A 21413-nucleotide genomic window follows, 5' to 3' on the forward strand; every position below is an offset into this window, starting at 1 on the left:
CCCGGAGGCGATGCTGCGCATCTGTCCGGGCTACCGCTCGCACACGGCGATGGACTCGTAGCCCGGGCAAGGCGCTTTGCGCCCCCCCCCCGGGGAGATCGCCACAGGCCGCATTGGATATGGCTCCCGGAGGCGATGCTGCGCATCTGTCCGGGCTACCGCTCGCACACGGTGATGGACTCGTAGCCCGGGCAAGGCGCTTTGCGCCCCCCCCGGGGAGATCGCCATAGTCCGCACTAGATATGGTATCCCGGAGGCGATGCTGCGCATCTGTCCGGGCTAGCGCTCGCAGACGGCGATGAACCCGTAGCCCGGGCAAGGCGCTTGCGCCGCCCCCGGGAAAAGCGCGCAGAGGGCTATTTGCGCAGCAGCCGCTGCAGGCGCGCCTGACGCCAGCGATTGATCCATTCGCCAAAAACAAACAGGCGCAACCCTTTAACCACCAGCAGCGCTCCCCAGACGATCGCCACCCATGCGGACCAGTAGCTCTCTGCGCCGCTCAGCCAGTTCAGCAGCGCCAGCAGAACGCAAACGACGACGGCCACCGTCAATGAACGGTAAAAACGGCTCTCGCGTTCGACGCGCGCTTTGGCTTCCTCAATACGTAAATCCAGCGACGCTTCATGGCCCGCCGGCGATTCGCCGCTAATCTCGGCGACGTTAACTTCAAATACCGCCGCAAGCGCGCTGAGCGTCTCGAGGCCGGGACGGTCGCCGTTCTCGATGCGCTGAATGGTGCGCACGCTGACGCCGGCCAGTTCGGCAAGCTGCTCCTGCGACCAGGCGCGCTGCAAACGTAATTGTTTAACCTGATGACTACTGTTCATTGTTTCTATCTCCGGGTGAAAACCTGAGATGGAGTATCATCGAGCGGGCTGTCGGGCACCACGATCGAAACCCGACAGGGATGCGACAGCAACCTGACAGCCGCACGGCGCCCGGCATCAGGCGCGGGCGACCGCGCTACCGTTCCACGGACGAACGTTCATGCCGCGGAAAATCATCAGCCATGCGGCGATAATCGCCAGCATCAATATCACAAACAGCGACCAGTGCGGCAGATGGGTCAGAATCGTTCCGGTCAGCATCGGGTTAAACGCCGCCCCCAGCCAGCCCAGCGACTGGGCGGAAAAGTAGCTGGCTTTCATGCCCGGCGGCGCAATGTTATCGATCAGCATATATTCCCCCGGCGCGTAGATAACCTCTCCGAGCGTAAAAATGGCGGCGGAGACGCCCCACAGCAGCAGGCTGTTATCGGAAATAACAAAACCGCCCAGCCCGAGCACAAAACAGACCGTCCCAAAGGTCATCAGCGGGCGAATATTGTGGGCGGTAAGGCGACGACCAACCGCATACTGCAGCGCCACCACCACGGCCGCGTTAACCGGCAGTACCACCGCAACCACTTTTTCGGCAAAATCGCTGTCCGCTACCACCAGCACATACTGGGAAATGCAGGAAGCGAAAGAACCGCCGACAAAGGAGGCCAGCAGGCCGGAAAGGGTAAACCACAGCAGAGCGCGATCGCGCAGCAGCACCGAGGGCGACCACTGGACCGCGTTATCCTGAGCAATCGCGGCGCTGGTGCGCTGCACGAACAGCTGAATAAATACCAGCGGAAGGGCGGCGCAGCCGGCTGCCAGCCAGAACGGCAGGTTAATACTGTGCATGACCAGCAGAGTGCCGATAGGCGGCCCAACGGTCCAGCCAATATTGAGAAAGGTGTAGTTAAGGGAAAAAATCTGCGCCTTCTTTTCCGGCGACAGCACGTCGGCAAACCACGCTTTCAGCACGGTTGAGAAGACGGAGTAGGCGCAGTTAATCAGCGCGAAGAAAAACACCACCAGCGCGACGCTATTGACCAGAGGAATAGCGATAAAGCCGCCAATAAACGCCAGCACGGCGAGCGTCATATAGCGCTTTTTGTCGAACTTATCGGCGAGAATGCCAAAACCCATGCTGAACAGCACCCCGACGATCAGCGCGCTCGACAGCGCATAGCCGATTTTATCCACCTCCAGCTGGTACTGGCGGGTGAGGTAGATCGTCATAAAAGGTAACGTTGCGCCGCGGCCAATGGTTAACAGCAACGACGAAGCCAGCAGCGCTGCGGTTGAGCGCCTGAGAGTCGGTATCATTTTTTCCTTGCCTGATGTGATGTTATTTTTGTTGTCACGATCACAAATAGCACGCTAACCGGGGCTTGTATAGTTCCCGGGGGTGATGAAAAGCACGCCAGCGCCCTACCGAAAATAATGATCTATGCGGCGGACGAATTATTCGGTAGTTTGATTTTGTTCGCAAAAATTCCAATAACAACCGAGGCGGGTATGACGCGTAAAGACGGGCTGCTGGCATTGCTGGTGGTGGTGGTATGGGGGCTGAATTTCGTGGTGATCAAGGTGGGGCTGCATAATATGCCGCCGCTGATGCTCGCCGGACTGCGCTTTTTGCTGGTGGCTTTCCCGGCGCTGCTCTTCGTCACGCGGCCAAAAATTCCGCTGAGCCTGCTGCTGGGCTACGGCCTGACGATTAGCTTCGGTCAGTTTGCGTTTTTGTTCTGCGCGATTAGCCTCGGCATGCCTGCCGGACTGGCATCGCTGGTGCTGCAGGCGCAGGCCTTTTTCACCATCATTCTCGGGGCGTTTATTTTCGGCGAACGTTTACAGGGGAAACAGCTGGCGGGGATCGCGCTGGCGATTTTCGGCGTACTGGTGCTGGTCGAAGCCAGCCTCGGCGGCCAGCATGTCCCGCTGGTGGGCTTTATGCTGACGCTGGCCGCGGCGCTGAGCTGGGCCTGCGGCAATATCTTCAACAAGAAAATTATGTCGCATGCGAGCCGGCCGCCGATTATGTCTTTGGTGGTATGGAGCGCGCTGATCCCGGTGCTGCCGTTTATGCTGGCGTCGTGGATCCTCGACGGCCCGCAGGTCATGGCGGAAAGCCTGCTGCATATCGACCTGCTGACGATCCTGTCGCTGCTCTATCTGGCGTTTATTGCCACTATCGTCGGCTATGGTATTTGGGGGGCGCTGCTCGGCCGCTATGAAACCTGGCGCGTGGCGCCGCTGTCGCTGCTGGTGCCGGTGGTCGGGATGGCCAGCGCGGCCTTATTGCTCGGCGAGACGCTGAATAGCCTGCAGCTGCTGGGCGCGGTACTGATTATGGCCGGGCTGTATATCAACGTATTTGGCCTGCGGATCGTGCGTCCGGGCATGGCGCGGGGGTAAAAAAAAGCCCCGGTCACGGGGCTAAAGGGATTTTACAGGCTTTGCTGGTTGTAATAGGGCACGCCCAGTTCATCTGATTTATCACTGCCAGAGGCCATGTGATTGAAATCAAAAGGCGAATCATTATGTTCGGAAGGAATAATCATCGCATCCCGGTTGTTGTGGCGAACCGGGGTGCTGGTTTGCTCCGCATAACTTTGGCTCGAGACCAGCGCCAATAGCACGATGGCGGCGGAAGCGAATAGTTTCATGATTTCCTCAATACGTCTTTTTCAGGCGGTTAACAACAGTTATTTAATGGGAGCAGGTAGCGCGACTCGCCCGGCACGTTGGTAATACGATACTGGTGCGGCGGAACATCGAAATAGTTCTTAAAAGTTCGCGTCAGCGTTTGCTGCGATTCAAAACCATAGCGTTCGGCCAGGTATAAGATAGGCTCGTTGCTCTGCTTCAGCTTCTGCGCGATCTCGGTCAGCTTACGGCTGCGGATATACTGTCCCAGCGAGTGACCGGTCTCTTTCTTGAACATTCTTTGCAGGTGCCACTTGGAGTAACCTGAGCGCTCTGAAACCTTCTCCAGCGACAGGGGCGATTCCAGGTTATCCTCGATCCACGACAAAATACTATGGATAGTGATGGCGTCGTTATTGCGTCTGGACATCATCTTACCTCTTCTTATTACGACAGAACTTTTTTGAGTAAACACTCAAGAGTGGCCACTTCATCCGTCGACAGATTTTTTGTTAGTTCCTGGTGCAATTTCTGACCCACAACCTGATGACATTGCTCACAAAGGGCTGCGCCGTCTGGCGTTAACTGTACCAGCACGCCACGCTTGTCAGTCGGGTTGGGTAACCGTTCAATCCAGCCTTTACAGACCAGGCGGTCGAGCATGCGCGTCATTGCGCCTGGGTCGACCGAAAGCACGGTTTTCAGCTCAACGGGGGTAATACACACTTCGCAACGAATGGAACAGAGCACCCGGAACTGGGTGGAAGTAATATCCATCGGCGAGAGATAGTCGTTGAGCAGGCGATCTTTTTTCTGGTTAACCATCTGGATCAAGCGGCCAAGAGGGATCATTTCGTTAAACAGGTCGCTTGTACTTTTCACAATGGTTGCCCAGGCAATGACTTAGTTGCGGGAGATATTATTGCCTAGGCAAATATAAGTCAACCTGATGAATTAGCCGATGCCACGATTTGCTAAAACGAATTGTTGTGAGGCAGGTCACTCTATTTCACGTTGTTATCTTATGATTTGAAGGAAGGGTGAATGCGTCCTGAGGAGAACGGGTACAATCGGGCAACAGACGATATACTCAGCACGCGTCATTTTTTTGATAATCCAATATTGACAGGACCTTAATTCACTATGATGGATCTTTTTAAAGCGATAGGCCTGGGACTGGTAGTGATTCTACCGCTGGCGAACCCGCTGACTACCGTGGCGCTGTTCCTTGGCCTGGCCGGGAATATGAACAACGCCGAGCGTAACCGTCAGTCGCTGATGGCCTCGGTTTATGTGTTCGCCATCCTGATGGTCGCCTGGTATGCCGGCCAGGTGGTGATGAACACCTTCGGAATATCGATTCCCGGTCTGCGTATTGCCGGCGGCCTGATCGTCGCCTTTATCGGCTTCCGCATGCTCTTTCCCCAGCAAAAAGCCCATGATTCGATGGAAGCTAAGCTGAAATCGGAAGAGCTCGAGGATGAACCGACGGCGAATATCGCCTTCGTTCCGCTGGCGATGCCAAGCACCGCAGGGCCGGGGACAATCGCGATGATTATCAGCTCAGCGTCTACGGTAAAGCACGGGGCGAGCTTCCCGGACTGGGTTGTGCTGGTCGCGCCGCCGATTATTTTTGCCCTGGTCGGGATTATCCTGTGGGGCTGTCTCCGCAGTTCCGGGGCAATCATGCGTCTGGTCGGGAAGGGCGGCATTGAGGCGATTTCCCGCCTGATGGGCTTCCTGCTGGTCTGTATGGGCGTGCAGTTTATTATTAACGGCGTGCTGGAGATTATTTCCACTTATCACGCCTGACGGTCATCGTCGTCCTGATACCAGACGTAAAAAAACCTGCCGATCTCACGACCGGCAGGTTTTTTTTAGCAGCACGATCAGGAGTGATGCGGCTGCTGATCTTCCAGCGACACCGGCCAGCGGCGGAAAATCATCACCGCCCACACTAACGCGACGACCGCAGGGATCGCCCCGACATAGCCAATGGACGCCATTGACAGATGGGTACTGACCTGGCTGCCCACCAGCGCGCCCGCGCCGATGCCGATATTAAAGATCCCCGAAAATAACGACATCGCCACGTCGGTCGCGTCCGGCGCCAGCGCCAGCACTTTGACCTGCATACCGAGACCGATAATCATGATCGCCACGCCCCAGAAGACGCTCAGCAGCATCAGGTGGTTGGCGTTGTGCGAGGCGGGCAGCAGCAGCAGCAGGCACGCCAGCAGCAGGCCAATCGCCGCGTTAATTAACCCGGACGCATGCAGGTTGCCGAGCTTACCAAAGAGGATGCTGCCGACGATGCCCGCGCCGCCCAGGGTCAGCAGCAGCACGGTAGCGAAGTTGCCGCTCAGGCCGGCGACCGTCTGAACGAACGGTTCAATGTAGCTGTAGGCGGTATAGTGCGCGGTCACCACAATCACCGTCAGTAAATAGATGCTCAGCAGCGCAGGGCGACGGAACAGCACCGGCAGGCTTTTCAGCGACCCTGAGTGCTCGCTCGGCAGCTTAGGCAGCAGCTTGATCAGGCACACCATGGTAACCAGCGCACCGAGGCCGATGACCAGGAACGTGGTGCGCCAGCCAAAGTATTGCCCGACGATACGGCCAATCGGGATACCGAAGACCATTGCCAGCGCGGTACCGGTGGCAATCAGGCTCAGCGCCTGCGCGCGTTTACCCGCAGGCGCCATTCGTATAGCCAGCGCCGAGGTGATTGACCAGAACACCGCGTGGGCAAAGGCGATACCGATACGGCTGATCACCAGCACGTTGAAGTTCCAGGCCAGGAACGACAGCACGTGGCTGGCGATAAACAGGATAAACAGGCCAACCAGCAGGCGACGGCGCTCCATCTTGCTGGTCAGCAGCATAAAGGGCAGCGACATCAGGGCGACAACCCAGGCGTAGATCGTCAGCATAATCCCAACCTGCGCCGTTTCCATGCCAAAGCTGTCGGCGATATCCGACAGCAGGCCCACGGGCGCAAATTCGGTGGTATTAAAGATAAATGCCGCAATCGCAAGCGTGACTACGCGCAGCCACGCGACCTTGCGTGAAACCGTATTTGTCATCATAAGTTCAGGGCTGGTTACAAAGAGGAAAGAAGTGGGACGATCTTAAAACGATTGCTGCTGAAAATACAACCATTTTGTGATCTACATCTCATTTTCGCTTCAGCCAGATTTTCGGCACTAACGGATTAATTTTTCTATTAAACGTGTGGATTTCTCACGTTTATGTCATGTTATCGATAAGTAAAAAAACAGAGGGACAGAACAATGCAGGAAATTAGCTTTTATCTGGTGGATGCCTTCAGCGATCGGAGCTTTGGCGGCAACGCGGCGGCCGTTTGCCCGCTGACCGAATGGCTGCCGGACGAAACGCTGTTGAAAATGGCGCAGCAGCACAATCAGTCGGAGACCGCGTTTTTTGTGCGTACGGATGAGGGGTTTGAGCTGCGTTGGTTTACCACGCTGGATGAGATCAACCTCTGCGGCCACGCGACCCTGGCGGCCTCGCACGTCATTTTTGAATATTTTGACCACCCCTCATCGACAATCGTATTTAGTACCCGCTTTGTCGGCGAGCTTCGCGTCACGCGCAGCGGCGACTGGCTGACCCTGGATTTCCCGGCCTGGGCGACGACCGCCGTTGAGCAGCCGCCTGCGGAGCTGCTGGCCGGGCTGGGGCTGAGCGACGCGGTGGAAGTCCGCGTGGCGCGTGATTACCTGGTGGTTTTAGCCGACCGCCAGCAGGTGGAGGCGGTGCGTCCGGATATGCAGCTGCTTGAGCGCCTCGGCAAAATGATCTGTATCAGCGCCCCGGACGAAGAGTATGACTTTGTCAGCCGTTTCTTCTGTCCGGGCGAGGCGGTGGCGGAAGACCCGGTCACCGGCTCGGCGCACAGTATGCTGATTCCCTACTGGGGCGAGAAGCTCGGTAAAACGGACATGCAGGCGCGGCAGGTGTCGGCCCGCGGCGGCGACCTGCGCTGCCAGTGGCGGGGCGACCGGGTTCTGATCGGCGGTCAGGCGACCACCTACTTAATCGGCACGATTACGCTTCGTTAAGGAGGGACGGTGACGGAAATTCCTTTTTATCTGGTGGCGGCGTTCAGCGACCAGCCTTTCGCCGGCAACCCGGCTGCGGTATGCCTGCTTAAAAAGTGGCTGCCGGATGAGCTGCTGCTCAAAATGGCGCAGCAGCACAACCAGTCGGAAACCGCGTTTGTGGTACCTGAGAGCGATGGTTTTGCGCTGCGCTGGTTTACCACCCGCAATGAGGTCAATCTCTGCGGCCACGCCACGCTTGCCAGCGCGCACGTGATATTTCATCACCTGGATTATCCTGACGCGGTCATTCACTTCGCGACCGCTTCCGGTCGGCTGACCGTGAGCCGCGAGGGCGACTGGCTGACCCTGGACTTCCCGGCGGGAGAAACGGAAGAGCGCGAGCCGCCCGCGGAGATGCTCTCCGCGCTGGGGATTGAGCGCTACCTGCATGCCCGCAAGGGGCGCGCATGGCTTATCGAACTGGCCTCCCGTGAGCAGGTCGAAGCCCTGCGGCCGAATATTGCTGCGATGACGCCCGGCGAACATAAAGTGACCGTGACCGCCGCGGGCAGCGGGGAATATGACTTCGTTAGCCGCTTTTTCTCACCCGGTGAAGCGGTGTGGGAAGATCCGGTAACCGGTTCGGCGCATACTATGCTGATCCCCTACTGGAGCGCAAAGCGGGGTAAAACTCAGTTGCTGGCGCGTCAGGTTTCCGCGCGCGGCGGCGATATGCGCTGCGAGCTGAAAGGAAAACGCGTATTGATGAGCGGCCAGGCGGTGACCTATTTAAATGGCGTAATAACGTTACGCTAGCTCACCCGTCATCATAAGACGGGATCGGCAACAGATCCGCCGATCCCGAATCCGAGTGGTTACACGGCAAACTTATCCTGCGCGCTATTCCTGCGAAACCCGCAGGGAAAATAGACCATCACGGTAGACGGGCGATATTGGCTTTAATCACTTCGATAGAGTGGCGGAATTTCTCCGCTTCATCATCGGCCAGCTGCAGTTCAATAATCTGCTGCACGCCGCTTTGCGTCAGCACCGCGGGAACGCCAGCCGCCGCGCCGGTTACGCCATATTCCCCGTCAAGAATGCACGACACAGCCAGCGCGCGATGGCTGCCGGTGAAAATATTGCGGCAGATTTCGGCGATGGTTCCGGCGACGCCGTACTCCGTGCAGCCTTTGCCGGCGTAAATCTCAAACCCCAGCTTGCGCACCTTTTCGGCAATCAGCTCCCGGTCGAGAGCCTGGCCGGTATGTTTTTGGTAAACATCGGCGATGGCGGAGCCGTAAACCGCCGAGTGTGACCACACCGGAAACTGGGTATCGCCATGCTCGCCAAGAATAAAGGCGTCGATGCTTTGCGCGCCGATATCCAGCGCCTGGGCCAGTACCCGGCGTAAGCGCGTCGTGTCCAGCCAGACGCCGGTACCCAGCACCTGGCCGCGCGGCAGGCCCGAAAGCTGCCACACCTGCCAGGTGATGATGTCGCAGGGGTTGGTGGCAACCAAAAAGATGCCGTTGAAGCCGCCGCGCATCATCTGCGGGACGATGCTTTTGACGATTTTTGCCGTGTTGGTCAGTTCGTCCAGCCGGGTTTGACCCGGCTTGAGCGCGCCGCCGGAAACGGTGATAACCGCGATATCGACATCGGTGCAGTCGCTGGCTTCCCGGGTGGAAATGGTCATCATGCCCGGCATGTAGGCGGCCGCGTCGCTCAGGTCCTGAGCGTGCGCTTCGGCGCGTGAGGTATTGAGATCGACAAGGATCAGCTCCTCGCAAATATTCTGGTTTAACAGGGCGTAGGCCGCTGAGGCGCCGACGTTTCCGGCCCCGATAATCATCACCTTGCGCGCTTTGGTATTCATCGTATTTTCCTGATAAAAGACGTTATGTCGCAAAATTACTGCCTCTCAAGGGGGGAGCGCAAGTCGGGTCAGAAGCTATAAGTTAATGCTATGGCGGCTCCGCGGACGCCCCGCGCTACAGTACGCTCAAAAAAGGAGCTTCTTTATGTACACTATCGCCGCGACCCCGCTAAATCACCCGGATCTGACCGCCTTAATTGCCGAGCTGGACGCATACCAGCAGACGCTCTACCCGGCGGAAAGCAATCATCTTATCGACCTGAGCGCGCTACCGGCGGCGTCGGTCATCGCGCTCATTATCCGCGATGCGCAGCACCGGGCCGTCGGCTGTGGGGCCATCGTGCTCGGTGAAGAGGGGGTTGGCGAGATGAAAAGGGTGTTTATTCACCCGGCCCATCGCGGCCAGCAGCTGGGGGAAAAACTGCTGGCGGCGCTGGAGAAAGAGGCGATAAATCGCGAATGCCATACCGTACGCCTGGAAACGGGCATCCATCAGCACGCCGCCGTCGCGTTATACACGCGCAATGGCTACCAGACCCGCAGCGCCTTTGCGCCGTATCAGCCGGATCCGTTAAGCATTTTTATGGAGAAGCTGCTGCTTGTCGATCTTCGTTCAGCAGCGCTATAAACGCCTCGAGCTGGCGAGTTTTCGCCCCGCGCCGCCAGACCAGCCAGGTCGTCAGCCAGCGCCACTCTTCGGCCAGCGGCCAGGCGGATACCTGCTGATGGCCCGGCATACTCTCCAGCATGCTGCGCGGCATCAGCGCCAGTCCGGCGCCGGCAATGACGCAGGCCAGCATCCCGTGGTAGGACTCCATCTCATGGATCCGCCCCGGGGTGGCGCGATCGGCGTGGAACCAGCTCTCAAAATGACGGCGATAGGAGCAGTTGGCGCGAAACGCGTAGACGCTGGCGCCGTTCACTTCGCTGGCGCGGGCGATGGGCGGGTGGCCAAAGGGCGCGACGATCATCATCTCTTCCGGGAACACCGGTAACCCTTCCAGCCCCGGGTGCACCAGCGGACCGTCAACGAACGCCGCGCTCAGATTTCCCTCAAGTACGCCGTCGATCATGGTGCCGGAAGGACCGGTGGAGAGGGCCAGGTGAATCTTGGGATAGCGCTGATTAAAGTGCGCCAGAGTAGGGGAAATGCGCACGGCGGCGGTACTCTCCAGCGAGCCGAGCGAAAACAGCCCCTGAGGTTCATCTCCGGCGACCACCATCCTCGCTTCATCAACAAGGGCGAGGATCTGCTGGCTATAGCGTAAAAAGCTGTGCCCGGCGGGGGACAACCGCAGCCGCTGATTTTCGCGAATAAACAGTTCGACGCCGAGATCCGCCTCCAGCTGGCGGATGCGTGTGGTCAGGTTTGACGGCACGCGATGCACCTTCTGCGCGGCCTGGGTAATGCTGCCGGTGCTGGCGACGGCGTTGAACATCTCAAGCTGGGTCAGATCCATAGTGTTCTTCTTTTGTGAATGGGTTGCTTAATATTATTCATTTTTAATGAAAGGAAGGGTAAGCCAGAATAAGGTCACTTCGCAATCAACACAGAGAGAAAAACGATGAATTTATCTGCTACTCATGCGATTTCCGTGAGTCCGACCACCGGTGAAACGCTGTCGTCTCTGCCCTGGGCCAGCGAACAGCAGGTCGATGCGGCCATTGCCCTTGCGGAACAGGGGTATCGTCAGTGGCGCAACGTCAGCGTGGCGGAGCGCGCGGCGACGCTGCGTAACGTCGGTAGCGCGATGCGCGCCCGTGGCGAAGCGCTGGCGCAAATGATTAGTCGCGAAATGGGTAAACCGATTGCCCAGGCGCGCGGCGAAGTGGCTAAATCCGCCAATCTTTGTGACTGGTATGCTGAACACGGCCCGGCGATGCTCAATACCGAGGCGACGCTGGTTGAAGACAATAAAGCGGTGATTGAGTACCGCCCGATGGGGGCTATCCTCGCTGTCATGCCGTGGAACTTCCCGGTGTGGCAGGTGCTGCGCGGCGCGGTGCCCATTCTGCTGGCGGGCAACAGCTATCTGCTTAAGCATGCGCCAAACGTGCTGGGCAGCGCGGCGATGATCGGCGAAATTTTTGCCGCTGCGGGCGTGCCGGACGGCGTCTTTGGCTGGGTGAACGCCACCAACGACGGGGTTTCGCAAATGATTAACGATCCGCGCATCGCCGCGGTGACCGTCACCGGCAGCGTGCGCGCCGGGAAGGCCATTGGCGCACAGGCCGGCGCGGCGTTGAAAAAATGCGTGCTGGAGCTGGGCGGCTCCGATCCCTTTATCGTGCTTAACGATGCCGACCTTGACGAGGCGGTGAAAGCGGCGGTGATAGGTCGCTACCAGAATACCGGTCAGGTCTGCGCCGCGGCGAAGCGTTTTATCGTCGAAGCGGGCATCGCCGAGGCCTTTACGCAGAAATTTGTCGCCGCCGCTGCCGCGCTGAAAATGGGCGACCCGCGCGATGAGCAGAACTATATTGGGCCGATGGCGCGGTTCGATCTGCGCGATGAGCTGCACGAGCAGGTGAGCGCGACCCTAAAAGAGGGGGCGACCCTGCTGCTGGGGGCGGAAAAAATCGAAGGCGCCGGCAACTACTACGCGCCGACGGTGCTCGGAAACGTTACCGCGGAGATGACCGGTTTCCGCGAGGAGCTGTTTGGCCCGGTGGCGACGATTACCGAAGCCCGCGATGCCGATCACGCGCTGGCGCTGGCTAATGACAGCGAATTTGGCCTTTCAGCAACGGTTTACACCACCAGTGAAGCGCAGGCCCAGCGTTTTGCCGATGAGCTGGAGTGCGGCGGAGTGTTTATCAACGGCTACTGCGCCAGCGATGCCCGCGTGGCGTTCGGCGGCGTGAAGAAAAGCGGATTTGGCCGCGAGCTCTCCCATTTTGGTCTGCATGAATTCTGCAACGTGCAGACCGTCTGGAGAGATCGCCGCTAGCCTGCGGAAAAATCCCCGGGTTGCGGTTAACGCCTTTCCCGGGCTACCGATTCGTGCGATTTGCGGGTTTGGTAGCCCGGGCAGGCGCCCCGCTGACGAGCGAACCATCCCCCTGGCGACGCGAGGGCGAGAAAGAGGCTGTTTCTTCGCGTCCCGTGCGCCTATAATTACCGCCCGAATTTTGTTGTTGGCAAGGAGCCGCGCGTGGCGACGGTAATGAATAACGCAATGCTCGATGCCATTTTGGCTGAAGTCAGGCCGCTAATTGGTCGCGGTAAAGTGGCGGACTATATTCCGGCGCTGGCCAGCGTCAGCGGCGATAAGCTCGGCGTGGCTATCTGTACGGTCGACGGTCAGCACTACAGCGCCGGCGACGCGCACGAGCGCTTCTCTATCCAATCTATCTCGAAAGTCCTGAGCCTGGTGGTCGCGATGAACCACTATCAGGAAGAGGAGATCTGGCAGCGGGTGGGTAAAGATCCCTCCGGCCAGCCTTTCAACTCGCTGTTGCAGCTGGAAATTGAACAAGGCAAACCGCGCAACCCGTTTATTAATGCCGGGGCGCTGGTGGTCTGCGATATGCTGCAAAGTCGTCTCAGCGCGCCTCGTCAGCGGATGCTGGAAATCGTGCGTCGTCTGAGCGGTGTGGGCGATATCGCCTATGACCCGGTGGTTGCCCGCTCGGAGTTCGACCATTCGGCGCGCAATGCCGCGATAGCCTGGCTGATGAAATCCTTCGGTAATTTCCATAACGATGTCGCCACGGTGCTGCAAAACTATTTCCACTACTGTTCGCTGGAGATGAGCTGCGTAGAGCTGGCGCGCACCTTTCTGTTTCTTGCCGACCGAGGTATCGCTCCGCACCTTGAGACGCCGGTTATTGCCCCCATTCAGTCGCGGCAGGTCAACGCGCTGATGATGACCAGCGGCATGTATCAGAACGCCGGTGAATTTGCGTGGCGCGTCGGTTTACCGGCGAAATCCGGCGTCGGCGGTGGGATTGTGGCCATCGTTCCGCAGGAGATGGCGATTGCGGTCTGGAGCCCGGAGCTCGATGACGCCGGGAACTCGCTGGCCGGGATCGCTTTACTGGAAAAACTCACTCAAAAACTGGGGAGGTCGGTATTCTGATGGTGCCCATAGAAAACCTGTTTGCCCGCCTGCAGCGCTCCACTTTTCGCTCCCGTTTTCGCCTCGGCGTGAAAGAACGGCAGTATTGTTATGATAAGGGCGCGGAGGTTATCGACCAGCACGCGGCGGACTTTATCGCCAGTCGGCTGGCCCCTGCGCAAATTCCTAACGACGGTAAGCAGACCCCGATGCGCGGACATCCGGTGTTTATCGCCCAGCATGCCACCGCGACCTGCTGTCGCGGCTGTCTGGAAAAGTGGCACGCGATCCCGCGGGGGCGCGGCCTCAGCGACGAAGAGCAGCGCTACGTGGTGCAGGTGATTCACCACTGGCTGGTGATCCAGATGAATTCGCCGGACCGCAGCAGACCGTAATTCATCGGGCGGCGGTATATGCCTGATAATTATTCTCATGATATGATGAACCGCTTACTAATTATTAACATAATAATTGCCTGAAACAATTAGACGGATAATCATGAATGTCTCCACTGTCGATTCGGTCATTCACGCTGTTTCGTGAGGAACAGCCCGTGCGTGATGCGCTGGTGTTGTTCACTTTAACGCTACTACTGCATTTCTTTGGCGCGATGCTGCGTCTGGTACAAGAATTGTCGTTCTTCTGGCCGCTGAACGCGGTAATGGCGGGGATTTTTGCGCGTTATATCTGGCTAAATCGCAGCTATTTTTACGCCGTTTGTTTTGCCGCCATGCTGGTATATGACGGTTTAACATCTCGTTGGGGAATGGGGTTTGCCTCCTTTCTGATCAACTTCTCCAATATCGTTTTTATCGTCACCCTGGCGCAGCTCATTTTGTGGGATAAGCGCCGGGCTGATTCGATGCCGGGACCGATAAATGCGCTAAGCCTGTTTTGCTACTGTCTGCTGGCGGCGCTGCTCTGCGCGGCCGTCGGGGCGCTGGGTTCGGTAGATGTGGAACGCGCCACGTTTATTCCCCAACTGGCGGACTGGTTTAGCGAACAGTTTTCGACTGCTGTGCTGATCCTGCCGTTCATTTTAACCCTCACGCTCCCTTCGGCGTTCGGGCGTTTTCGCCTGCGTCAGCTGTTACCGGCGATTGCGCTGGTGCTGTCGATTGTGCTCGGCGTGGCGGTGGGCGGGGCCGGGAGCATAACCTTCCCGTTACCGGCGCTGATTTGGTGCGCGATTCGCTATCCGCTACCGTTAACCTGCCTGTTGACCTTTATTACCGGGATTAGCGAAATTCTGCTGGTGGCGAACTCGCTTATCCATCTCTCCCCCGATACCCGGATGCAGCCGTGGCAGCTGTTTTCAACGCGCCTGGGGATTGCTGCGATGCTGATCAGCCCCATCATCGTCGCTTCCAGCGTTGAGGCGATTAATAACCTGGTCAAACAGCTGGCCCTGCGCGCTGATTTCGACTTCCAGACCCGGGTCTATTCTCGCTCCGGGCTAAGCGAAGCGTTGAAACGTCAGCCGATCGCGGAAAACGAGCTGCTCACCGTGATGGTGCTCGACATCGACGGCTTCAAGCAGGTTAACGATCGCTGGGGCCACGAGTGCGGCGATTGTATGCTGGCCCAGTTTGCGCAGCAGGTGCGGCAGCTGGTGGGTGAAGAGGGCATGGTGGCGCGTATTGGTGGGGAAGAGTTTGCCGTCGCGGCGCTGACCTCATCCGCGCGAGACGGAGTGCTGCTGGCGGAAAAAATTCGCCAGGGCATCGAGTCGCAAACCTTCACCTGGGGGCAAAACAGGATCCAGCTGACCATCAGCATGGGGCTGGAGAGCCGGGCGCCGGGTTCAGCCAGAATAACGGATCTGTTCAACCAGCTGCTCATGGTCGCCGATGATTCTATGATTCGGGCAAAAAAAGCCGGACGCAATCGTATTTTTACGCAAGAAATGGTCTGAATCGTACATAAGAAAATACGATGGTAATTCCGCTTGTGTTAAATATAAGTTAAAAACATAGTGATGTGGTCAATTTCAAGGAGTTACCTATGACCACATCCTTTTCTCTGCGCACGCTGTCGCGTGACGATATTCTTGAACACCTTCCTGAATTAACCGACATCCTCGTCAGCTGCGTCAACGGCGGGGCCTCGGTGAGCTTTATGCTGCCTTTTTCCCCGGAAACCGCGACGGCGTTCTGGCTGCGAATGGCGCAGAGCGTCGCCGCCGGTGAGCGCATTGTTCTCGCCGCAGCGGATGCGCAGCAGCGGCTTGTTGGTACGGTACAGCTGATTACCGACCAGCCGGAAAACCAGCCGCACCGCGCCGATGTCGCCAAACTTCTGGTTCACCAAAATGCACGGCGTCAGGGGCTGGCGAATGCGCTGATGGCCCGACTGGAAGCCATCGCGCGCGAGCAGGGTAAGAGCGTTCTGGTGCTGGATACGGCGACCGGCAGCGGAGCAGAAAACTTTTATGTACAGTGTGGTTGGGAAAAAGCCGGGGAAATTCCACGCTATGCGCTGATGCCCGACGGCGAGCTGACGGCAACATCGCTGTTCTATAAATTTCTGTCATAAATTTTATATTGCATACAGCTTTGATCAAAACAGGGTTTCACTTGCGTAAAAACCTGATAACTTATTGGACCAATTACTCAGGTTGTATGACTACTCTATGAGGGAACCCTTGTGAAAACATTAAACCGTCGCGATTTCCCGGGCGCGCAGTACCCTGAACGTATCATTCAGTTTGGCGAAGGTAACTTCCTGCGCGCGTTTATCGACTGGCAGATCGATCTGCTGAACGAGCATACCGACCTGAATGCTGGGGTGGTGATCGTGCGTCCGATTGAGAGCTCATTCCCGCCGTCGCTCAGCACTCAGGATGGCCTCTACACCACGATTATTCGCGGCCTGAACGAGAAAGGGGAAGCGGTCAGCGATGCGCGTCTGATTCGCTCGGTAAACCGCGAAATCAGCGCCTATGCGGATTACGATGAACTGCTGCGGCTGGCGCACAACCCGGATATGCGGTTTGTGTTTTCCAATACCACCGAAGCGGGTATTAGCTACCACGCGGGGGACCGCTTCGACGATGCGCCTGCGGTAAGCTATCCGGCAAAACTGACCCGCCTGCTGTTTGAGCGCTACAGCCATTTCTCCGGCGCGGCGGATAAAGGCTGGGTCATCGTTCCCTGCGAGCTGATTGATTATAACGGTGAAGCGCTGCGGGAACTGGTGCTGCGCTATGCGCAGGAGTGGGCGCTGCCGGAAGCGTTTGTGGCATGGCTGGATGAAGCCAACGCTTTTTGCTCCACCCTGGTAGACCGTATTGTGACCGGCTATCCGCGCGATGAAGCCGCGCAGATTGAAGAGCAACTGGGGTATAAAGACGGTTTCCTCGATACCGCTGAACATTTCTACCTGTTTGTCATTCAGGGGCCGAAATCCCTGGCTGCAGAGCTGCGCCTCGATAAGCTACCGCTTAATGTGCTGATTGTTGACGATATTAAACCGTACAAAGAGCGTAAAGTGGCCATTCTTAACGGCGCGCACACCGCGCTGGTACCGGTCGCCTTCCAGGCAGGCCTGGATACGGTGGGCGAAGCGATGAACGATGCGGAAATCTGCTCATTCGTCGAGAAGGCGATTTATCAGGAGATTATTCCGGTTCTCGATCTGCCGCGCGATGAGCTGGCGTCCTTCGCCAGCGCGGTAACCGGTCGTTTCCGTAACCCGTACATCAAGCATCAGCTGCTGTCTATCGCGCTAAACGGCATGACTAAATATCGTACCCGCATTCTGCCGCAGCTGCTGGCGGGCCAGAAGAAAGAGGGGACTCTCCCGACGCGCCTGACCTTTGCGCTGGCGGCGCTGATCGCCTTTTATCGCGGCGAGCGTAACGGTGAGAACTATCCGGTTCAGGATGATGCCGAATGGATGGAGAGCTATAAGGCGCTATGGTCCCAGCATCGGGATGCGCAAATCACCACCGGCGAGCTGGTAAAAGCCGTACTGTCCGTTGAATCCCACTGGGAGCAGGACCTGACGAAAGTGCCGGGTCTGGTTGATCGGGTCACGCAGGATCTGGATGCTATTCTGCGCGACGGCATGCGCGCCGCCGTTAAGCCATTATGCTGATACTCTAAAGCCCGCTGACGGACGACCAGAATAGCGTCGATTGTGTCGGCCGGGTAAGGCGTCAGCCGCCGCCCGGCACTCATTCGGGCACATTCCTGAAGCGATGGAGCATCACTCTCAACCCGGCAGCTGCCGGGTTAGTTTGGCATTCGAATTAGTTACAACATACTTCTGTGTTTTTTTATAAACGCAGGTCTGAAAGATTGTGCCCATTTCGTCCGGCAGCGGAAACAGGGGCAATTAAGAGAAAAAGATGAATTGTGCCCCCGGCGGTTGAACAAATTATCTGACTGGAAAATAATGGCTTATCCAAACGAGGGATGAGACCCATGGTCATTGAAATTCGTGAAGTGAGCCAGCAGGACAAAGCGCAGTGGCTACAGCTTTGGGAAGGCTATACCCGTTTCTACGGTAGCCCGCAGCCATCCGACGTCACGGAATATACCTGGCAGCGGATGCTTGATTCCGCTTCTCCCATGCTGGGCCGGGTTGCCCTGGCGGATGGCAACGTCGCTGGATTTGCGATTTGTGTCCTTCACGAAGGCACCTGGGTAAAGACGCCTGTTTGCTATCTGGAAGATCTGTTTGTTGCCCCGCCGATGCGCGGAAAAGGCATCGCCAGGGCGTTGATGCAGGCGCTGCAAGCGGAAGGGAAAGAGAAAGGGTGGTCGCGGCTGTACTGGCACACTCGTACTGATAATCCGGCCCGGCGTCTGTATGATGAATTTACGCCCGCCGATGACTATGTTCGTTACCGCGTGACGCTCTGAAAATCTGAGATTAAGAAGTTATTAAGATTTCCCCTGTAAAACAGGGGAAACGACTCAGGAGTAACAAAATGGAAAAACGCATAGAGACGGTTGTGAACCTCATCATGTTTCTTTCGCTGCTGGCCACCGCATGGGATCTCTCTCTGGTCCATCATCTGTCCTGGTAAACCTGGCCTACGGCGCCTGCTTCCTGCGCCGTAGCGTTCTCTCCCTCTTTTTACACTCCGATGGCGCTAGCGGCGCGCGACGATGAACAGGCGCGGAAATCGCAGCAGTACCTTTCCGTTACACTGTAACGGATAGTGCTGTCTCAGCCGTTCCAGATAGCGTCCGAGAAACGCCTGGCGCTGCTGTTCATCAAGCGGTTGTAAAAACGGTCGCAGGCCCGTTGACTGTAGCCATTCAATAATGGCCTGGTGCGATGCCAGCGGGTGATGGTAGGTGGTGCGCCAGATATCCACCTCGCAGCCGCTGGTGGTCAGCATATCGTAATACTCCGGCACATCCGGCAGCGGCTGCCGCCTACTGGCCGGATGCCCCATCTCTTCAGCAACCTGACGCATCAGCGCGTGCGAGGGCTCTTGCCAGTTCACCGGCATTTGCACCGCCAATACGCCGTTTTTCGCAAGATTGCTGACCAGATGAGGGAAAAGGCGCTGATGATCCGTGAGCCACTGCAGCGAAGCATTGGCATAAATCACGTCCGCCGGCCGCTCGGGGCGAAACGCAGTGATATCCGCCTCGACGAACCGGCAGTCCGGTAGCCGCCGGGAGGCCTCTTCCAGCATGGCCGGAGAATTATCAACGCCGATAATCGTGGCATCTGGCCAGGCATCGCGCAGCAGAGCGGTACTGTTGCCAGGTCCGCAGCCCAGATCAACGGCCAGCGTGGCGGGATGGTGGGCGATGCGGGCGAGAAGCTCGGCGGCGGGCCGCGTACGCTCAGCGCCGAATTGCAAATAAAGTGAAGGATTCCAGTCTGCCATAGCGCGCTCCGGTTAAGAGAAACTCGTTCATCAGCATAGACGGCAATGCTTATCTGGCAACTAAACAGAATCAATATGTTACTTTGTTGTGACGCTGTCACTTTATCTTATGCAGGGTTCATCACGGCATCCCCGCCAGCGGTTGGCTACAGTAGGCGTCGCAAACCAGGGGGATGGTCATTAAATGGCGTTAATCATTAAGGTGTTACTCGAAAACCGGCTCGGCAAGGGGCAGGACAGCCTGCTGCAGGCGAAACCCGGATTAAGCCTGCTTGTGGAGGATGAAACCAGCCGGGTGCTGTTTGATACCGGGCCAGACGGCACGTTTCTTCATAATGCGCAGCGTATGGGCGTCTCTTTATCTGACCTTACCACCACGGTGCTCTCCCATGGACATTACGATCACTGCGGCGGGGTGCCGTGGCTACCAGACAACAGCCGTATTATTTGTCATCCGCAGATTGGACTCACCCGCTACTCGGCGTTATCTCTCGCAGGACGCAACTGGAAAGTCAAAAAGCTGTCGCGAGATATCGACTACTCCCGCCACCGCATGGAGTACAGCCGCGAGCCGGTGGCGATCGGCGAACGACTGCTGTGGTCCGGTGAGATTACGGTCGCTCACCCGCGTGCCTATGGCCTCCTGACGGGTCAATCCCAGGGTGAGGACTATATTGTCGATGAAGGCGTCCTGATCTACCGCTCGACGCGAGGGTTAGTCATTATCTGCGGCTGCGGACATCGCGGATTGATCGATACGATTCGCCACTGCCAGAAGATCACCGGCATCCAGCAGGTATACGCCATCATCGGCGGTCTTCATCTGCGCAGCGCGCCGCCGTGGGCAATTCGTCAGCTTAGACAATTCTTGCGCCAGCAGAAGGTCGAGGAGGTGATGGCCTGCCACTGCACCGGTTCATGGGGGCGCTGGTGGCTAGCGGAGAGTAGCGCGCCGGCAACCGGCGATACGTTGGTGCTGGAATAATAATCGCGTTCACTTTTGCTAATTACATATAAATAACATTTTTGCTATTTATTAAATACATTATCCGCCGGCTATACACCTTCCCCCAAGGGGAAGGTCAAATACTGATATCCCTTTTTGGTGTAAATATTTATAGAGAAACTTCATTCTATTTAACCTGGAGTTTTCTCTTTGAAATATCGTTTAATTCTTGCAGTGAGTATGATTTAATCCAGCGGTCGTCTAATTGCGAATATCACTATGATTCAGTCACTACAGGCATTATTTAAACAAGCAACCCGGCGCCGGCTTCGTATCCGCGCAGGGCTTGTTATTGCCTGTTGGTTACTGCTCAATCTTCAGCTCGCCGTCGCGGCGCACCATGGCGGCCAGCAGCAGCCCGCGGCGCCGCAGGTGCAGATTCACCATATTGTCGATGGCATGATGAACATGCCCGGCATGGAAAACGTCGGCCAGAAAGTTATCTGTGAGAAGCACTGCGACCCCGATACCGCGCAGCCTAACTCCTTAACCTCTCTACAGCTGAACGCGCTCCCCTCCGAAACCGCGCTACTCGTGGTTTCCCCGCAGCAGGAGACCTGCGCTGAACGTATGGACTGGCGCACGCCGCCGGTCACCGGTCCCCCGGTTGAGATACGCTTCTGCCGTTTCAGGGAATAACGCACCGTTAAAAACATCCATCAGATCTGCCCGGTCTGCGGGCGACTTTATGTTTTTTTCGGAGACTTTATTATGCGTTCGACCTCTATTTTTCTGCTTATTACCAGCGTACTGACCTTTTCCTTCAGCGCATTTACCGCCAGCGCGGAAGACGCCGCGATGCACCATCACACCATGTCCTCCATGGCGGATATGCCGGAGATGAAGAAGGCGGATGATTCCGCCACGCTTTATTCTGCCAGCGGGGTCATTAAAGCCTGGCGCGACGATGCCGTCGTGATTGCCCACTCTCCGGTTACCGAGCTGAACTGGCCGGCGATGACCATGAGCTTTGCGCTCGCTGATAACCACGATAAAAAGCTGGCGGTGGGAGAGCAGGTCGATTTCACCTTCCGCCAGACCGACTCCGGCTACGCGATCGTTTCAATTACCGCGCGATAATTCCG

General features: G+C 57.3%; 24 protein-coding genes. 15 read left to right on the plus strand and 9 right to left on the minus strand.

What is annotated here, in order from left to right:
* Nucleotides 1–356: 356 nt before the first annotated feature.
* Nucleotides 357–827: a helix-turn-helix domain-containing protein gene (locus SIK97_RS17500; protein ID WP_009654748.1), complete on the minus strand. Its 471-nt coding sequence runs from the start codon at nt 825–827 to the stop codon at nt 357–359.
* Between the two features lie 117 nt (nt 828–944).
* On the minus strand, nt 945–2138 hold the full coding sequence (ydeE, locus tag SIK97_RS17505; RefSeq protein WP_046878020.1) for an efflux MFS transporter YdeE: 1194 nt from the start codon (nt 2136–2138) through the stop codon (nt 945–947).
* A gap of 192 nt (nt 2139–2330) precedes the next feature.
* On the opposite strand from ydeE, the gene eamA reads away from it, so the two are divergent.
* On the plus strand, nt 2331–3230 hold the full coding sequence (gene eamA, locus SIK97_RS17510) for an O-acetylserine/cysteine exporter (protein ID WP_049104123.1): 900 nt from the start codon (nt 2331–2333) through the stop codon (nt 3228–3230).
* A 32-nt stretch (nt 3231–3262) separates the two neighbouring features.
* Here the strand turns inward: eamA and marB are convergent, their stop codons facing one another.
* The 3 genes from marB to marR are packed head-to-tail and all read right to left on the minus strand — an operon-like array spanning nt 3263 to nt 4343.
* Nucleotides 3263–3481: a multiple antibiotic resistance protein MarB gene (gene marB, locus SIK97_RS17515; RefSeq protein WP_004851184.1), complete on the minus strand. Its 219-nt coding sequence runs from the start codon at nt 3479–3481 to the stop codon at nt 3263–3265.
* A gap of 29 nt (nt 3482–3510) precedes the next feature.
* Entirely contained in the window at nt 3511–3891 is a 381-nt protein-coding gene (gene marA / locus SIK97_RS17520; RefSeq protein ID WP_004102351.1) for an MDR efflux pump AcrAB transcriptional activator MarA, read from the minus strand.
* Nucleotides 3892–3908: 17 nt separating this feature from the next.
* On the minus strand, nt 3909–4343 hold the full coding sequence (gene marR / locus SIK97_RS17525) for a multiple antibiotic resistance transcriptional regulator MarR (protein WP_004102349.1): 435 nt from the start codon (nt 4341–4343) through the stop codon (nt 3909–3911).
* A gap of 261 nt (nt 4344–4604) precedes the next feature.
* Here marR and SIK97_RS17530 point away from each other — a divergent pair, with 261 nt between their 5' ends.
* Nucleotides 4605–5273 (plus strand): MarC family NAAT transporter, encoded by a 669-nt coding sequence (locus SIK97_RS17530; protein WP_004119839.1) that lies wholly within the window; start codon nt 4605–4607, stop codon nt 5271–5273.
* A 77-nt stretch (nt 5274–5350) separates the two neighbouring features.
* Here the strand turns inward: SIK97_RS17530 and SIK97_RS17535 are convergent, their stop codons facing one another.
* Nucleotides 5351–6550 carry a sugar transporter gene (locus SIK97_RS17535; RefSeq protein ID WP_025105754.1) on the minus strand — a complete coding sequence of 400 codons (1200 nt, stop codon included), beginning with the start codon at nt 6548–6550 and terminating at the stop codon, nt 5351–5353.
* Between the two features lie 204 nt (nt 6551–6754).
* Here SIK97_RS17535 and SIK97_RS17540 point away from each other — a divergent pair, with 204 nt between their 5' ends.
* Together SIK97_RS17540 and SIK97_RS17545 are read left to right on the plus strand one after the other, a co-directional pair.
* Nucleotides 6755–7546, plus strand: coding sequence for a PhzF family phenazine biosynthesis protein (locus SIK97_RS17540; protein ID WP_014229491.1), 792 nt, complete (start codon nt 6755–6757; stop codon nt 7544–7546).
* Between the two features lie 9 nt (nt 7547–7555).
* Nucleotides 7556–8344, plus strand: coding sequence for a PhzF family phenazine biosynthesis protein (locus tag SIK97_RS17545; protein ID WP_014229490.1), 789 nt, complete (start codon nt 7556–7558; stop codon nt 8342–8344).
* A gap of 118 nt (nt 8345–8462) precedes the next feature.
* On the opposite strand, the gene SIK97_RS17550 is transcribed toward SIK97_RS17545, so the two are convergent.
* Nucleotides 8463–9407: an L-lactate dehydrogenase gene (locus SIK97_RS17550; protein ID WP_049104085.1), complete on the minus strand. Its 945-nt coding sequence runs from the start codon at nt 9405–9407 to the stop codon at nt 8463–8465.
* A gap of 145 nt (nt 9408–9552) precedes the next feature.
* Between SIK97_RS17550 and SIK97_RS17555 the strand changes: the two genes are divergently transcribed.
* Complete coding sequence (locus SIK97_RS17555; RefSeq protein ID WP_032749021.1) at nt 9553–10035, plus strand: GNAT family N-acetyltransferase; 483 nt, start codon at nt 9553–9555, stop codon at nt 10033–10035.
* On the opposite strand, the gene ptrR is transcribed toward SIK97_RS17555, so the two are convergent.
* Nucleotides 9989–10867, minus strand: a complete 879-nt coding sequence (ptrR, locus tag SIK97_RS17560; protein WP_004851166.1) for a putrescine utilization regulator PtrR — start codon at nt 10865–10867, stop codon at nt 9989–9991. The two genes, SIK97_RS17555 and ptrR, sit on opposite strands and share 47 nt — an antisense overlap.
* A 105-nt stretch (nt 10868–10972) precedes the next feature.
* On the opposite strand from ptrR, the gene sad reads away from it, so the two are divergent.
* The 7 genes from sad (at nt 10973) to SIK97_RS17595 (ending at nt 18336) form a co-directional block, all read left to right on the plus strand.
* Nucleotides 10973–12358, plus strand: a complete 1386-nt coding sequence (gene sad, locus SIK97_RS17565; RefSeq protein ID WP_057173871.1) for a succinate-semialdehyde dehydrogenase — start codon at nt 10973–10975, stop codon at nt 12356–12358.
* Nucleotides 12359–12562: 204 nt separating this feature from the next.
* Entirely contained in the window at nt 12563–13489 is a 927-nt protein-coding gene (gene glsB, locus SIK97_RS17570) for a glutaminase B (protein WP_014229486.1), read from the plus strand.
* The gene (locus SIK97_RS17575; protein ID WP_004851158.1) at nt 13489–13863 is read left to right on the plus strand and encodes a DUF4186 domain-containing protein; all 375 of its coding nucleotides are present in this window, start codon (nt 13489–13491) and stop codon (nt 13861–13863) included. The genes glsB and SIK97_RS17575 overlap by 1 nt, the downstream gene beginning before the upstream one ends.
* Nucleotides 13864–13970: 107 nt before the next feature.
* Nucleotides 13971–15383 (plus strand): GGDEF domain-containing protein, encoded by a 1413-nt coding sequence (locus SIK97_RS17580; protein ID WP_004851155.1) that lies wholly within the window; start codon nt 13971–13973, stop codon nt 15381–15383.
* Between the two features lie 89 nt (nt 15384–15472).
* Nucleotides 15473–16003 carry a GNAT family N-acetyltransferase gene (locus SIK97_RS17585; RefSeq protein WP_047723754.1) on the plus strand — a complete coding sequence of 177 codons (531 nt, stop codon included), beginning with the start codon at nt 15473–15475 and terminating at the stop codon, nt 16001–16003.
* Nucleotides 16004–16114: 111 nt separating this feature from the next.
* Nucleotides 16115–17566 (plus strand): tagaturonate reductase, encoded by a 1452-nt coding sequence (locus SIK97_RS17590; RefSeq protein ID WP_057173872.1) that lies wholly within the window; start codon nt 16115–16117, stop codon nt 17564–17566.
* Between the two features lie 329 nt (nt 17567–17895).
* A complete protein-coding gene (locus SIK97_RS17595; RefSeq protein WP_014838574.1) occupies nt 17896–18336 on the plus strand; it encodes a GNAT family N-acetyltransferase in 441 nt (146 codons plus the stop codon).
* A gap of 233 nt (nt 18337–18569) precedes the next feature.
* On the opposite strand, the gene tam is transcribed toward SIK97_RS17595, so the two are convergent.
* On the minus strand, nt 18570–19322 hold the full coding sequence (gene tam, locus SIK97_RS17600; protein WP_057173873.1) for a trans-aconitate 2-methyltransferase: 753 nt from the start codon (nt 19320–19322) through the stop codon (nt 18570–18572).
* Between the two features lie 184 nt (nt 19323–19506).
* Between tam and SIK97_RS17605 the strand changes: the two genes are divergently transcribed.
* From SIK97_RS17605 to SIK97_RS17615, 3 genes are all read left to right on the plus strand, one after another.
* A complete protein-coding gene (locus tag SIK97_RS17605) occupies nt 19507–20307 on the plus strand; it encodes an MBL fold metallo-hydrolase (protein WP_057173874.1) in 801 nt (266 codons plus the stop codon).
* 240 nt (nt 20308–20547) lie between these two features.
* Nucleotides 20548–20967 carry a hypothetical protein gene (locus tag SIK97_RS17610; RefSeq protein ID WP_004851141.1) on the plus strand — a complete coding sequence of 140 codons (420 nt, stop codon included), beginning with the start codon at nt 20548–20550 and terminating at the stop codon, nt 20965–20967.
* A 72-nt stretch (nt 20968–21039) separates the two neighbouring features.
* Nucleotides 21040–21408, plus strand: a complete 369-nt coding sequence (locus tag SIK97_RS17615) for a copper-binding protein (protein WP_014229479.1) — start codon at nt 21040–21042, stop codon at nt 21406–21408.
* Nucleotides 21409–21413 lie beyond the last annotated feature (5 nt).

Source organism: Klebsiella sp. JN_Kp126 (assembly GCF_033843325.1).
In the GTDB taxonomy this organism is placed as follows: Bacteria; Pseudomonadota; Gammaproteobacteria; order Enterobacterales; family Enterobacteriaceae; genus Klebsiella; species Klebsiella michiganensis.

Coding starts and splice junctions, on each gene's coding strand:
- ptrR (WP_004851166.1), bottom strand. CDS start 10,867: ATGGATCTGACCCAGCTTGAGATGTTCAACGCCGTCGCCAGCACCGGC.
- SIK97_RS17595 (WP_014838574.1), top strand. CDS start 17,896: ATGGTCATTGAAATTCGTGAAGTGAGCCAGCAGGACAAAGCGCAGTGG.
- SIK97_RS17550 (WP_049104085.1), bottom strand. CDS start 9,407: ATGAATACCAAAGCGCGCAAGGTGATGATTATCGGGGCCGGAAACGTC.
- SIK97_RS17540 (WP_014229491.1), top strand. CDS start 6,755: ATGCAGGAAATTAGCTTTTATCTGGTGGATGCCTTCAGCGATCGGAGC.
- SIK97_RS17575 (WP_004851158.1), top strand. CDS start 13,489: ATGGTGCCCATAGAAAACCTGTTTGCCCGCCTGCAGCGCTCCACTTTT.
- SIK97_RS17610 (WP_004851141.1), top strand. CDS start 20,548: ATGATTCAGTCACTACAGGCATTATTTAAACAAGCAACCCGGCGCCGG.
- sad (WP_057173871.1), top strand. CDS start 10,973: ATGAATTTATCTGCTACTCATGCGATTTCCGTGAGTCCGACCACCGGT.
- SIK97_RS17605 (WP_057173874.1), top strand. CDS start 19,507: ATGGCGTTAATCATTAAGGTGTTACTCGAAAACCGGCTCGGCAAGGGG.
- SIK97_RS17535 (WP_025105754.1), bottom strand. CDS start 6,550: ATGATGACAAATACGGTTTCACGCAAGGTCGCGTGGCTGCGCGTAGTC.
- eamA (WP_049104123.1), top strand. CDS start 2,331: ATGACGCGTAAAGACGGGCTGCTGGCATTGCTGGTGGTGGTGGTATGG.
- marA (WP_004102351.1), bottom strand. CDS start 3,891: ATGTCCAGACGCAATAACGACGCCATCACTATCCATAGTATTTTGTCG.
- SIK97_RS17580 (WP_004851155.1), top strand. CDS start 13,971: ATGTCTCCACTGTCGATTCGGTCATTCACGCTGTTTCGTGAGGAACAG.
- SIK97_RS17555 (WP_032749021.1), top strand. CDS start 9,553: ATGTACACTATCGCCGCGACCCCGCTAAATCACCCGGATCTGACCGCC.
- tam (WP_057173873.1), bottom strand. CDS start 19,322: ATGGCAGACTGGAATCCTTCACTTTATTTGCAATTCGGCGCTGAGCGT.
- SIK97_RS17615 (WP_014229479.1), top strand. CDS start 21,040: ATGCGTTCGACCTCTATTTTTCTGCTTATTACCAGCGTACTGACCTTT.
- SIK97_RS17530 (WP_004119839.1), top strand. CDS start 4,605: ATGATGGATCTTTTTAAAGCGATAGGCCTGGGACTGGTAGTGATTCTA.
- SIK97_RS17585 (WP_047723754.1), top strand. CDS start 15,473: ATGACCACATCCTTTTCTCTGCGCACGCTGTCGCGTGACGATATTCTT.
- ydeE (WP_046878020.1), bottom strand. CDS start 2,138: ATGATACCGACTCTCAGGCGCTCAACCGCAGCGCTGCTGGCTTCGTCG.
- marB (WP_004851184.1), bottom strand. CDS start 3,481: ATGAAACTATTCGCTTCCGCCGCCATCGTGCTATTGGCGCTGGTCTCG.
- SIK97_RS17500 (WP_009654748.1), bottom strand. CDS start 827: ATGAACAGTAGTCATCAGGTTAAACAATTACGTTTGCAGCGCGCCTGG.